General features: G+C 66.5%; 11 protein-coding genes, 1 pseudogene and 1 riboswitch. Of the genes and pseudogenes, 6 read left to right on the top strand and 6 right to left on the bottom strand.

Translation table 11 applies throughout. The annotated features are described in order from the left end of the window. Nucleotides 1-249: 249 nt before the first annotated feature. The 3 genes from N4264_RS23115 to dusB all read right to left on the bottom strand — a co-directional run bounded on the left by N4264_RS23115 (nucleotide 250) and on the right by dusB (nucleotide 2,957). Nucleotides 250-1,212, bottom strand: a complete 963-nt coding sequence (locus N4264_RS23115; protein ID WP_261694569.1) for an alpha/beta hydrolase family protein — start codon at nucleotides 1,210-1,212, stop codon at nucleotides 250-252. Nucleotides 1,213-1,298: 86 nt separating this feature from the next. Beyond that, on the bottom strand, nucleotides 1,299-1,901 hold the full coding sequence (locus N4264_RS23110) for a DUF4893 domain-containing protein (RefSeq protein WP_261694568.1): 603 nt from the start codon (nucleotides 1,899-1,901) through the stop codon (nucleotides 1,299-1,301). Nucleotides 1,902-1,970: 69 nt separating this feature from the next. After that, the gene (dusB, locus tag N4264_RS23105; protein ID WP_261694567.1) at nucleotides 1,971-2,957 is read right to left on the bottom strand and encodes a tRNA dihydrouridine synthase DusB; all 987 of its coding nucleotides are present in this window, start codon (nucleotides 2,955-2,957) and stop codon (nucleotides 1,971-1,973) included. 174 nt (nucleotides 2,958-3,131) lie between these two features. Between dusB and N4264_RS23100 the strand changes: the two genes are divergently transcribed. Then, nucleotides 3,132-4,472 carry an NIDO-like domain-containing protein gene (locus N4264_RS23100; protein ID WP_261694566.1) on the top strand — a complete coding sequence of 447 codons (1,341 nt, stop codon included), beginning with the start codon at nucleotides 3,132-3,134 and terminating at the stop codon, nucleotides 4,470-4,472. Continuing rightward, nucleotides 4,382-5,323, top strand: coding sequence for a DUF4394 domain-containing protein (locus tag N4264_RS23095; protein WP_261694565.1), 942 nt, complete (start codon nucleotides 4,382-4,384; stop codon nucleotides 5,321-5,323). The genes N4264_RS23100 and N4264_RS23095 overlap by 91 nt, the downstream gene beginning before the upstream one ends. Before the next feature lie 6 nt (nucleotides 5,324-5,329). Here the strand turns inward: N4264_RS23095 and N4264_RS23090 are convergent, their stop codons facing one another. Further along, entirely contained in the window at nucleotides 5,330-6,343 is a 1,014-nt protein-coding gene (locus tag N4264_RS23090; RefSeq protein ID WP_261694564.1) for a ribokinase, read from the bottom strand. Nucleotides 6,344-6,348: 5 nt separating this feature from the next. Beyond that, entirely contained in the window at nucleotides 6,349-7,851 is a 1,503-nt protein-coding gene (locus tag N4264_RS23085; RefSeq protein WP_261694563.1) for a NupC/NupG family nucleoside CNT transporter, read from the bottom strand. 317 nt (nucleotides 7,852-8,168) lie between these two features. On the opposite strand from N4264_RS23085, the gene N4264_RS23080 reads away from it, so the two are divergent. Beyond that, nucleotides 8,169-9,560 carry a GGDEF domain-containing protein gene (locus N4264_RS23080; protein WP_261694562.1) on the top strand — a complete coding sequence of 464 codons (1,392 nt, stop codon included), beginning with the start codon at nucleotides 8,169-8,171 and terminating at the stop codon, nucleotides 9,558-9,560. Here the strand turns inward: N4264_RS23080 and N4264_RS23075 are convergent, their stop codons facing one another. Beyond that, nucleotides 9,561-10,118, bottom strand: a complete 558-nt coding sequence (locus N4264_RS23075; protein ID WP_261694561.1) for a TMEM165/GDT1 family protein — start codon at nucleotides 10,116-10,118, stop codon at nucleotides 9,561-9,563. It abuts the gene before it with no gap. 15 nt (nucleotides 10,119-10,133) lie between these two features. After that, nucleotides 10,134-10,301, bottom strand: a riboswitch (yybP-ykoY riboswitch). Nucleotides 10,302-10,534: 233 nt separating this feature from the next. On the opposite strand from N4264_RS23075, the pseudogene N4264_RS23070 reads away from it, so the two are divergent. From N4264_RS23070 to N4264_RS23065, 3 genes and pseudogenes are all read left to right on the top strand, one after another. Further along, nucleotides 10,535-11,602 (top strand): annotated as a pseudogene (locus tag N4264_RS23070) (DUF2138 family protein); the annotation flags it as partial. 53 nt (nucleotides 11,603-11,655) lie between these two features. Further along, complete coding sequence (locus N4264_RS25720) at nucleotides 11,656-12,171, top strand: DUF2138 family protein (RefSeq protein ID WP_425508295.1); 516 nt, start codon at nucleotides 11,656-11,658, stop codon at nucleotides 12,169-12,171. Then, nucleotides 12,144-12,794, top strand: a complete 651-nt coding sequence (locus N4264_RS23065; protein WP_261694560.1) for a DUF1175 family protein — start codon at nucleotides 12,144-12,146, stop codon at nucleotides 12,792-12,794. The genes N4264_RS25720 and N4264_RS23065 overlap by 28 nt, the downstream gene beginning before the upstream one ends. Nucleotides 12,795-12,799 lie beyond the last annotated feature (5 nt).

The raw sequence follows: 12,799 nt of genomic DNA, 5'->3' as shown, positions 1-12,799 counted from the left end.
GACGCGGCCCCTGATACCTCAACGGGGGTCATAGCAGCTTCCATGCCACGGGGTATGTGTGTCACGGCGCGCGAATCGGCGCGGCGGGGTGCCGGGTTTTTGTCACCGGCGACGGCCCGACGTCAGCCGGAGCGGACAGGAAGAGATCGGACACGTCAGATCGGGGCGTCCAAGCGGCCAGCCCGTGACGCCTCATGGCCGTTTTTGCCAATCAAGTGGGGGATGTCCGGACAGCGGTGCCGTCCATGCCTATCGGGCGAACGGCGCGGCAACTTCCGCCTGGCTGAGCGTGAGCGTGGACCGGGCCCCGGTGTCGGCCAGAATCTTCTGCGCAATCAGCGCATTGATCGGCGCCAGCGTCGCGAAATGGTCGGTACCTTTCACCAGGAGGAAACGATTGTTTAGATTGCGGTTGCGCGCCGTCATCTGGTCGAGCGCGTCGCGATTGCCTTCCTCGCCTTCGATCACGAACGTGGGCGAGCGAATCGAGTCAAGCCAGTACAGCGGTGAACGCAAGGCCCGCTCCCGAGCCTGTCCGAGATCCGCCGGCACATGGCGCGCGCCGTACTCGACGATGTCCGCCACCGGACCGAAGGCGAAAACGGCGCGAAAACGGTCTGTCGTCTCTGCCGTCAGCAGGGCCAGCGTGCCGCCCGTGCTGTGGCCGCCCAGGTAGATGCGTGCCGGATCGACCCACGGTTGCGCGGCGAGAAATTCGGCCGCAGCGATCACATCGTCGACTTCGCCCAGGAAGCCTTCCTTCGGCCCTGCATGGTCATTGCCGCCGCGCTGGGAGGGAAACAGCATGACAATTCCGGCCTTCCGGTAGGCGGCGGCGGTCTGGTCATTGTCGGGCGCGGCCTCGCTCCACACGTCGCCGATCGTGTTGTTGTCACCGCCGGTGATCCAGATGATGGCCGGGTGGCGCTGGCCGTCGCCGGGATCGGGCGTGAGGTAGCCGACCAGGTTGCCGGCGGGCGAGGGATACCGGATTGTGGTGAAGATTCCGGCCGGCGGCGTTGGTGCCGGACGTTGCGCGGACGTGCGTTGCGTCAGCGCTGTCGCAAACCCGCGGCGCGCCTGCGCCAGCGTCGCAGGGGCCTGTGCGCTGGACGCCGGCGCATCCGACGGCGTGGGCGGCGAGGGTGACGGAGAATGGCAACCGGCGAGCAGCAACAGCGCCAGGGTGATGGCGGAAACACGACGAGACACGGAAGCATCCCCAGCGGAAGAGGGCGCGATACTAGCGCGGCGCCCTGTGCCGGAGGTGACGATGCTTGCGCGTCAGTCGATCCGTTTCAGGGGCGCTTGAGCTGGTAGATCTCGTAGTCGTCGCCGCGCGCATCCAGCACCATGATGAGCTGGTCGTCCACCTTCCAAAGGACGCCGACGGAATCGCTGTCCTGGGCCGACGTCGCGCCGCTATCGAGACTGTAGCTGACCTGAGGGTCGTCGTTGACGCTGGCGCCGCCGGTGAAGATCCATTCCGGCCCGCCGTGTTCCGGCGCGTGCAGGTAGCCGCTGCGGCGCTGCGAGCCGCTGGTCTTTTCGAAAAACAGGCGGCCGTCTCGCTCGGCGATGCGCGCCTTGAAATACGGGTAGGTGAAGATGCCGTAGCGGGTGCCCTGGATCGAACGGACCCGCCAGTCGCCGAGGAGATCGGCACGGGACGGCTTTTCGGCTTTCGCGGCCAGCAGTTCCTCGACCACGGCCTTGCCTTCTCCGTCGGACCTGGGAATACCCGGGTCCGCGTTCACCTGGTCGACCACGATGCGCCAGTGGGTAATCCGTTCGCGGTGTTCGTCTCTCACCGGATATGCCGCATCCGGCGATTGCGCCAGGGCCGGTGCCATGACGACCGGAAGAAGGAGCGAAAGAACGATCTGGTGGAACGGGCGCATCGGCAGGTCTTCCTTGCGGCGGCTGCCGGCGAGCTTACCCGAACCGCGCCGGTGCCAGCAGGACGGAATTCACGCGGCCAGCGCGCCCGGTGCCTGGAGCGAGGCGAAGTACTCGCGGGTGAGCCGGATCTGTTCCGCAGCCGATTCGGCGCGGTTGACGACTGTCCGGAACGCAGCGTTCTCGGGGCGGTCCTTTGCGTACCAGCCCAGGTGTTTGCGCGCGATGCGCACGCCTTGCACTTCGCCGTAGAAGGCGTGCAGCGCGTCCAGATGGCCCAGGAGGATGCGACAGACCTCGTCCGGCGGGGGCGTGGCGAGTATCTGGCCGGTCTGCAGGTAATGGGCGACTTCGCGGAAAATCCACGGTCGGCCCTGCGCCGCGCGGCCGATCAGCAGGCCATCGGCGCCCGTGAGTCGCAGCACCTCGCGCGCCTTGGCGGGGGAATCGATATCACCATTGGCAAGCACCGGGATGCGTACGGCCTGCTTGATCGCGGCAATCGTTTCGTATTCGGCGTCACCCTCGTACAGATCGGCGCGGGTGCGACCGTGTACGGCCAGGGCTGCAATGCCGGCGTTCTCGGCGATCCGCGCAATCGTGACGCCGTTGCGGTTGGCGCGGTTCCAGCCGGTGCGGATCTTCAGCGTCACCGGTACGTCGACTGCCTTGACGACGGCCGTCACGATGCGCTCGACCAGGGGCTCATCCTGCAGCAGCGCACTGCCGGCGTATACATTGCACACTTTTTTGGCCGGGCAGCCCATGTTGATATCGATGATCTGGGCGCCGTGCTCGACGTTGTAGCGCGCCGCATCGGCGAGCATCGCCGGGTCATAGCCGGCAATCTGCACGCTGATCGGCGCCGGTTCGCCGACGTGGTCCATACGGTGCAGCGATTTACGCGTATTCCACAAGCGCGGGTCGCTCGTGGTCATCTCGGAAACGGCCAGTCCCGCGCCCATGCGCTTGCACAGCTGACGGAAGGGTTTGTCCGTGACCCCGGCCATAGGGGCCAGGATTAGTGGCGGCGAGATGTCATGGGAACCAATGCGCATCCGGCCATTGTAGTAGACCTTTCCGTCCGGCGCCCCGGCAGGCCTGTCAACAGATGTCGACAAACCGCGCCGGGGCGCCGCCCTGCGCGTTGATCATGCCTGCGGGCGCCGCTACGCTGCGGCGTGGCCTCCTTCGGGGGGCTGCGCCCGATCCTGCCCTGCAAGGTGTGCAACGTGGTCCACAGTTCCGCCACATCCGTATTTGCGGCCCGCCGCGCATCTGCCCTGATGCTCCTGCTGCCCGGCCTCGCAGTGGGTGCGGCGCAGATCCAGCTCGACACCACGGTCGGTACCGTGCTCGACCCGGCGGTTTGCGCGACGGCCAGCGCGATCGCCGTCGAAGCCGGCACGCAGGTGCAGTTCTGCTACACGGTCACCAATACCGGCAGCCAGTTGCTGCGTTACCACGACCTTTCCGACAGTTTCGGCCCGGTTCTGGTCAACCAGACACTGGAGCTGGCGCCTGGTGAAAGTACGCGGGCGACGGCGCGCCGCGTGATCTTCAGCGCCGTCGTCAACCCGGCCACCTGGTCCTCGCGCGCCAGCCTGCCCTATGCCGTCGCCACGAGCGCGCAGCCGGGAGGCCCGGCCTACGCGTTCGTCGACATCGCGGCGACTGGAACCCCTTTGTCGCTGTTCGACGATGCCGAGTTCAACGTCGCGCTGCCGTTCCTGTTTTCCTTCAACGGCGTGGTCTCCGACCAGCTGCGCGTGGCCAACAATGGCGCGGTGCTGTTCGGCGTGACCCAGGGCGACGCCGACTACGAAAACCTCGCCTTGCCGGCACCCGCCATCGGCAATGCGCTGCTGCCCTTCTGGGATGACCTGTCTGACCAGGCGGGCAATGTCTACTACGAAGTGCGTGGCGCGGCGCCGCAGCGCAAGGCCATCATCCAGTGGCACCAGCGTCCGCATTTCGAGGATCCGCCGCCGGCCTCGCCCAATGGCGTGACCTTCCAGGTGATCCTGTCCGAGGAGGACGGCAGCATCGTGTTCCAGTACGCCGATGTGGATTTCGGCAATGCCGCCTGGAACAACGGCGCCTCGGCGACGGTGGGACTGAGTTTCGGACCGGTCGCCGTACCCTTTGCGTTCAATCAGCCCGTGGTCGGCAGTGGCCTGGCCATCCGCTTCACGCCGATCACGCCCGATCAGGCCGTATCCACCGACGCCGCGGCCGTGGTGGCGCAGTCGCCAAAGATGACGCTCAACGCGCAACGCGTGGATTTCGGCCTGCTGCCAGGGCAAGCGGCGCAGAAGACCCTGACGATCGGCAACGTCGGCGATGCCAGCTTCTCGTGGAATCTGTCGGAAACGGTGTCGGCGGCCACTCCCGTCACGCCGCCGGGCCATCGGTCGCCGGTCCTGGCCAGGGCGGTACGCGACGTGCCGGAAAAAGAGAGGCGCCATCCACTGCAGTGCCGATGGCGCGGAGCGCCGACCCGATCATCGCCTACGCTGTCAATCTGCGCAGCCGCAATCTCGTGTCGTTCGACCTGGCCACGCCCGCGTTGACAACCACGATTGCACCCCAGGCGCGCGACATTTACGCGGGTGACTTTTTCGGCGGCGACTTTTCCCGCCTGCATGTCATCGACAACGCGACCAGCCAGCTGATGACGCTGGATACGACGACGGGTGCCGAATCCCTTGTCGCCGCGCTCACGCGCCCACCGGGAACGGCCCTATGGACGGGAATGGCGGCCGATGCCGTGAGCGGAAGGGTCTATGTAACGCTGATTGATGAAAGCGGCGAGACCACGACGCTCGCGACAATCGATCCGGCGACTGGCGCAGCCAGCGTCATCGGGATCGTTTCGCCGGCGACGTTGGTGATCGATATCGCGGCCAGCGCGACGGGCGACCTGTATGGCGTGGATATCGACAACGACTCGCTGATCCGCATCGACAAGCGTTCGGGTTTCGCCACCGTAATCGGGCCACTGGGCTTTGACGCCAACTTCGCGCAGGACCTGGATTTCGACGAGCGGGACAATGTGCTCTACATGGCATCGCACGCCGGTAATGGCGACGGCACGCTGCGCCGCGTGGATCTGGGGACAGGCCACGCCACGACGATCGGTCGCATCGGGACGAGCGGCCAGTACGACGCGTTTGCCATCGCCCGCGCGGGTGTCTGCACGCAGGATATCGACGTGCCCTGGTTATCGATCAGTGCGACCGCTGGCGTCGTCGGGCCCGGTGACAGCGACAGCGTGACCGTGCAGGTCGATAGCGCGGGGCTGGCCGACGGCGGTCATGCGGCGACGCTCTGCCTGCGCACGAGCGATGCCGGCCGGGGCCTGACCCCGATTCCGGTCTACCTGCATGTCGGCGACAACGTGTTTCGCGACGGCTTCGAATAGCTTCCGTCAGAAGCTGCGACCGAACCGCGCGATAACCTCGTCGAGCCTCGGCATCGCGGGCGCCGTGCCCATCTTCTCCGTGCTCAGTGCAGCCACCCGGTTGGCGTGCCTGACGACGTTGCGGAACGGCTGATCGCGCAGCAGCACCAGCGCCGCCGCGAGCGCGCCGGAGAACGCATCGCCCGCACCGGTCGTATCGACGGTCTGGACCGCTTCGGGCGCCAGGCGGTAGCAGGGCGCATCCGCGAGGGGCGCGCCTTCGGCGTGCGAGACGAAGCAGCCGTGGCGGCCGAGCGTGATGATGACCGTCGGCACGTCCAGCTTGCGCGCCAGGGCGTGAAGTGTCGCGTCATCCATGTCGGCGAGTGCCTGCGGATCCACCGCTGCCGTGCCCAGCCGCTGGTGGACCAGGCTGAACTCGGTTTCGTTCGGCGTGAGGATATCCACCAGGGCCAGCAGCGACCGGTCCAGTCCGGCGTGTACCGGAGCGGGATTGAGGATACGCAGGCAGGGGCGTTGGCTTGCCAGGCGGAAGCTGGCGGCGATCGCCTCCAGGTTGTTCTCCATCTGGCACAGCACGACGCGCGCTGCGTCGAACCAGTCGGCCTGGGCGGCGATGAAATCCGGATTCAGGCGTTCGTTGGCGGAAAGATTGACCGCGATCTGATTCTGGCCGCTGGCGTCCACCAGGATGCTGGAGGCGGCGGTCGGCATGTCTGCCAGGCGCAGCCACCGGCATGGCAGGTTTTCCGCCGTCGCAAAGCCCTGCGCGACATCGCCCAGCGCGTCCTGGCCGATGGCGCCGATGAACGCGGTGGGCACGCCCTGGCGCACGCAGGCCACGGCCTGGTTGAAGCCCTTGCCGCCGGGTCCGGTCGCAAAACCGCGCGCCCGGCAGGTTTCACCAGGGCGCGGAAACTGCTCGACCTGCCAGGCGTGGTCCTGCACGTAGGAACCCACGACCACGACGCCGCCCGATTGCACGGCGGCGTCCGAAGCCTCGTTTCGATCCGTTCCCATGGCGATCAGAGTTGGGTCAGCACGCCGGCGATCGTGGCCGTCATGAAAGTGGCCAGCGACCCGCCCAGCACGGCGCGCATGCCCAGGCGGGCCAGATCGCCGCGCCGGCTGGGAGCCAGGCCGCCGATGCCGCCGATCTGGATGGCGATCGAGGAGAAGTTCGCGAAGCCACACAGGGCATAGGCCGCGATCACACGGCTGTGTTCCTGCAGCAGGCTCATGTTCTTGGACAAGTCCACATACGCCACAAATTCATTCAGTACCACTTTCTGGCCGATGAAGCTGCCCACCAGCACGGCGTCTTCGCGGGGCACGCCGATCAGCCAGGCGATCGGGGCAAGGCCGTAGCCCAGGATAGTCTGCAGGCTCAGCTTCACTTCGGCGCTCTTGCCGGCGGAAAGCCAGCTGTTGATCGTGCCGCCGTGCAGGGTGTCGAACATCAGCACGCCACCCAGGGCGATGAGCAGCAGTACCACGACAAGCGCGATCAGGGACTTCGAGCCGGCAGCGCGGCCGAGCAACGGCTGGTTGACCAAGCCCATCCGCGTGCCGATCAGGCCGGCGGCGAGCAGGGCGAAAAGGCCCGCGGCCAGAATCAGCGGCAGGCGCGCCGAGTCGTGCCAGGTGAGCGTGCCCAGCCACTGCAGCGGCGCGTTGAGCACCGCGATCAGGGAGACGAAGGCCAGCAGCATCGCGCCGACGTTGAGTGCCAGCCGCAGGCCGTCGCCGGCGCCGGAGGCGGCGGCATCCACCACGTTCGCGCTGTGGCGTTCCACTTCCAGGCGGACCGTGCCGCGGGTGAGCGGTTCGCCGGATTCGGGGATGAGGATCTTGGCCAGTACCAGGGTCGCCGGCGCCGCCATGATGCTGGCGGCCAGCAGGTGTTGCGCATACTTAGAGGATTCCACCGGGTCGCCGCCGCCCAGCAGGCCCACGTAGGCCGCCAGGACACCGCCGGCGATGTGCGCCATGCCGCCGATCATGACCGTCATCAGTTCCGACTCGGTCATTTTCTCCAGGTAGGGCTTGATCGTCAGGGGCGCTTCGGTCTGGCCGATAAACACGCTCGCGCAGACGGAGGTGGTCTCGGCGCCGGAAACATTCATCACCTTGGTGATCGCCCAGGACATGGCCTTTACCACCATCTGCATCACGCCCAGGTGGTACAGCACGCCCATCAGTGCAGCGAAGAAGATGATGGTGGGCAGTACCTGGAAGGCGAAGATGAAGCCGAAGGAACCGATGTCCAGCAGCTTGCCGAAGATGAATTCGGAGCCCACCTTGTTGAACTCCAGCAGCTTCACGAAGCCATCGCCCAGGCTCTTGAAGATCGTGGCACCGACGCTGGACTTGAGGACGAAAGCGGCAAACAGGATTTGTAGCGAGATGCCGGTGATGACCAGTTTCCAGTCCACCTGGCGGCGGTTGTTGGAAAACGCGAAGGCGATCATCACGAGGACGAAAAGACCGAAAAGGCCGAACGAGATATGCCAAAGGGCAGCCTGCATGTATCCCCCAAACCAAGGTGGCGGCCGGGGAAACCCATGCCGCAAAGTGGCGGGAGCGTAGTTCAAGCGCGAATGGCGAGGCAAGGCGCGCTGCACCCGGGCGGTGGCCGCTGCCGGCGCGGCGGCCACCGGTGCGGTGCGGCAATCCGTGGCACTTTTGCGGAAAGAGATACGAAATCCACGGGCCGCGGCAGCACCGGTCCTGCCGCAGCAGAGCCGCCGCCCTGGTCGCGGCGGCCGTATACTCGTGCCGGGACGAGGCTGGCGTCATCGAGCCGGTCAACGGGGGAAGTGTGCTGACAATCAAGAAAAGGCTGTTGCTGAGCCACCTGGCGGTTATCCTCGTCGGGGCCGGCACGCTCGGTCTCTATCTGTATTTCGCTGCGGTCGCGCAGTTGCTCGAAAGCGTCGGTCACCGGGTTCTCGACAATGTGCGCCTGATGCCGCTGACACTCGTCAGCGCCGACCTTGACGCCCTGGCCGACAACACGGACGCGACAGCAAAGACGCGCGTCGAGCAGCAACTGCGCAGGCTCATGGATGTCAGCGGTGACTGGGCGAGTGCCACCCTCGTGGATGTGCGTGGCGGACAGCCGCGCCGCCTGGCCGGGCTGGGTAATGAGCCGGCCGAAGGGCTTTCCCCGGAAGAGCGCGACTTGTGGCGCAGTGGCGCCCAGCGCGGCGTGCTGGGCAATGTCGGCGAGGCCGCGCGGGAACGCACCGAATTGTCCGCGGTCGTGAATTTTGGATCTGGCGAGCTGCGTTATGTCGGGGTGCTCCGCCTGGATGCCGCCAGCCTCCAGGCCAGCCTGCGGTTTCTGCGCCTGTCGGGGTTGCTGGCATTCCTGTTCGGCATCCTGCTGGCGCTGGTCACCTCCCGGCTGATGGCCGAACGCATGCAGCGACGCATTGAAGCGCTGGGCCAGCGCTGCCATGCGCTGGCCAGCGGACAGGAAATGCCGCGTGGGCTCCCGGCGATCGGCGACGAGTTTGACCGGGTCATCGAGGAATTCGACCTGGTCGCGCAGCGGCTGCGCCAGACCGCTGCCGAGCGTGAAAGCGCCTTGCATGCGCTGACCGAGTCCAACGCGCGGCTGGAGTCACGTGTTGCCGAGCGCACGCGTGAGATCGAAGCTGCCAGCGGGCAGCTCAAGGCGGAAATCGAAAATCGCCTCCAGGTCGAGGCGCTCCTGGCCGAAGCGGCGTTGACCGATCCCTTGACCAGCCTGCTCAATCGTCGCGCCATGATCGAAATGCTGGCGCAGGCCAGCAGCGACAGCCGGGGCCAGGGCGGTTTCTGCATGCTGCTGGCCGATATCGATCATTTCAAACGTATCAATGACAACTATGGGCACAATGTTGGCGACAAGGCGCTCGTCGCCGTCGCGCAGCAGCTCGACGCGTTGCAGGGCGACAGTCGTCATGCGGCGCGCTGGGGCGGCGAGGAGTTCTTCCTGGTCCTGCCCGGAACAGCATTGACCGACGCCTGCCGCCGCGCGGAGGAGTTGCGCAGCAGGGTGGAGAAGATGACCGTGCCCGCGGCGCCTGGCCTGCGCGTCACCATCAGTGTCGGCGTCGCCGAGCTGCAGTCGGGCGAACCGCTGGAAGATTGCCTGCGTCGCTGCGACCAGGCGCTCTACCGGGCCAAGGACGCCGGGCGCAACACGGTCGTGGCGGCGCGCGGCAATCTCTTTGCGACGATGTCCTGATCAGCCGCGCGCAATTATCCACAAGGCAAGAACGCAAAAAATTGCTGCCGTCGCGATGCGTGCGGCGCGCAGCGGCAGCCGCTCGGCCAGACGGGCGCCCAGGAACACCACCGGCACATTGGCCGCGAGCATGCCGAATGTTGTTCCCACGATCACCTGCCAGAGTGGCGGGTACTGTGCCGCCAGCACGACCGTGGCGACCTGCGTCTTGTCACCCATCTCGGCGAGGAAGAACGCGATGGTGGTCGCCACCAGCACGCCGTGGCGGCTGCTGGAATCGGCCTGGTCGTCCGCTTTGTCCGGCACGAGCGCCCAGGCCGCCACGCCGAGAAAACTGAGGGCCACCAGCCAGCGCAGCACCGGTGGCGTGAACCACTGGGCCACGATCGCGCCGGCCCAGCCCGCCAGCGCATGGTTGGCGAGGGTGGCAATGAGGATGCCTCCGCAGATCGCCCACGGCTTCCGGTAGCGGGCGGCGAGAATCAGCGAGAGCAGTTGGGTCTTATCACCGATCTCGGCGATGGCGACGGCGAACAGGGCGACCAGCAGTGCCGGCATGTTGAACCTTTGGGGGCGGGGCGAAGGGACGCAATGACACGCCGGCGTCGCCCCGACCGGGTGCGCCCGCATGCCAAAGGTCTCGCCGCACGCTGAGCGTGCCCTGCGCCATGATCCGTTCCGATCAAGTGTGTTGACGCAGATTCCGCGACGAAGCCGCGGCCGGCTACTCCCCGATGGAGTGCGCGGATTCTAGGTGACGCCGGCGCAACGGGAAACACCGCAGGTCCGGACAAGCTGTCGCACGGGTTCCCTCGGATCCGGGCCGAAACCGGCAGGTTTTCTGGCGGGACAATGACTTTTGCCAGCCCGCCTTATCAACTGCCTGAATCTCTGGAACACTTGCGCCGGGTCCGCCGCACGCGTGACGTGCCCCGCGGCCCGTTCCCCCCTCACTCCTCATCTGCAAGGTGTCCATGGGTACCACCCGTTCCCGCCTGGTCCGCGTAGTGGCCGTCCTGGGTGGAATGGCCGCCCTGCTGGCGGCGGCCTACGGGGTACGGCACTGGGCGCGTGAAAACCGGCTTGCGCAACCGATTCCGGCCGAATTGCTGGATATCGCGCCGGTAAAGCTGGCCCGGCCGGATGCGCTGGTCGTATCGACCAGGCTGCGCGATCTCCCCCGCGACCTGCTCGCCGTTCCCCTGCTCAAGACAGCCCTCACCGAGGATCTCGTCTTCTACTACGAAGAAAACGAGGCGCTGCTCGGACTCAAAGGCAGCCTGCGCCGACTGGCCTATGAGAACCAGCTGACCACGCGGGACGAGGTGATCGGACTGATTCTTGACCAGCCCGGTGACGTGGCCCTCTGGCGCGGCCCTGATGGCCGGCTGCGCCACTGGATGATCAACGCCACACGTTCGGACTGGATCGCCGTGATGGAGACGGCCGCGCGAATGTCCGGCGGCGACAGCGGCGTATCCCAGGCGGGGAGCTTGCCAACTGCCGAAGGTGGCCAGACGCCGCTGTTCCGCTTCGAGTACGCGCACCGGGAACTGTACTTCGCGGGATTCCGCGACAAGGTGCTGGTGTTCTCCGACGCGGCCTTTCTCGAGGATGGCTTCGGCACGGCCGCCGAGAAGGCTCCGGTCTGGAAGGCACTTCTTGATGGCCGCTGGAAAGCCAATCCCCTGCGCCGCCACTTCGGCCTCGATGCGTTTGCCGGAAAGCACGCACTGGTCATCAACGCGGCGGCCATGACCTTCAACTACCAGCACGTGTTTCCCGCGCTCGAGGCGCTGCGTTTCGATTTCGACGGCACGAACTGGGGCAGCTACGTGCGCCTGGCCGGCAAGCCGGACCTTCCGCGCCAGTTCGACACCCGCGCACTGTGGGCCAGCGCGCCGGCGGATGCCAGCCTGTGTGCCGCTGCTCCGGTGGACTGGACGACGCTCAAGCCCACCTTCGAGGCGCTGCACGCCAGCGACAGCCGTGTCGATCCGGCATTGCTCGATACCCTGCGGTCGCCCGCCGCCATTTGCTGGTATCCCGAGGGGGGCTCTACAGCCCGCTGGTTCTCGTGCCGACCTCGGGCGCGATGGCCCGGAAGGAACAGTGGGCCGCACTGTTCCGCGCCAGCATCGGGAATGTTTACCAGGATGACGGCGGGGGCGCGGTGGAATCGAGCGAGGAAGAAAAAACGTATTCCTGGTCCCGCAGCATCGAGAACGACTTCGCGGCACTGACGCCGCAGCTCTCTCTGCACGGCGACTGGCTGCTGTTCTCTCCCGACCAGGCGCTGGTGCAGAACGCGCTCGCCGTGCAGGAAAAGCGCCGTCCGGCCATCGCCGATACCTTGCCCAAGGATCACCGCTACACCGCCGCGGTCATCACCCCCCAGACCTTGACCGCCCTGCTGGGCGAGCAGGTGCAGGGTGACCTGCCGGCCGAATCGGAACCGCTGTTCCAGAACGCTGCACAACGCCTGCTGTTGCCGCGCCTGGAAGCGGTCGGTCAGTTCGCACCCGTGGCGGTTTCCCTGCCGGATCCATTGGCGACCGAGACCCGTTCGTGGCAGCCGCTGCTATGGCAAAGCTTGCCCGCCGCGCGCTGATGCTGGCCTTGTTGCTCGGGATAGCCCTGGCCGTCCCGGCAGCGCCACGCGAGGCAGCGCCGTTCGATACCGAGCAGTCGCAACGCTTCCGCGCCTGGTTCACGGTGCTGGTCGCCGAGCAACTGCGCCAGGGGCCCAACCCACGCTGGTCGCACCGTGACTGCGCGGGTCTTGTGCGTTTTGCAGTGGACGAAGCGCTGCGGACGCACGATACCCAGTGGCGGCAGCAGAACGGTCTTTTGCAGCGACGCCTGCCGCCTGAGCTGGTGCTATCGCCCGAGCAGCGCGCCTGGCGTCAGAACTGGCGGCGCGCCGACGGGTCGCGGGGCGCGTACGCGGCGGCGTTCGCGCTGGTGCAGGAAAACAGCACCTTCGTGTCCCGGGACCTCCACCAGGCACAGCCCGGCGACCTGCTCTATTTCGACCAGGGTGATGACCAGCACCTGATGATCTGGATGGGCGACTACATCGCCTACCACACCGGCAAGAACACCAAACACGATTCCGGATTGCGCGCCGTGAGCGCGCACCAGCTATTCACCTGGAGAGATGTGCGTTGGCAACCGCGAAGCGACAATCCCAATTTCGTCGGCATATTCCGGCTGCGTTTCTTGTCGCGCTGAGCCTG

Origin of the sequence: Tahibacter amnicola, assembly GCF_025398735.1 — a bacterium.
In the GTDB taxonomy this organism is placed as follows: Bacteria; Pseudomonadota; Gammaproteobacteria; order Xanthomonadales; family Rhodanobacteraceae; genus Tahibacter; species Tahibacter amnicola.
The sequence above is the reverse complement of the archived record's forward strand: the minus strand, read 5'-3'. Positions and strand labels throughout refer to the sequence as shown.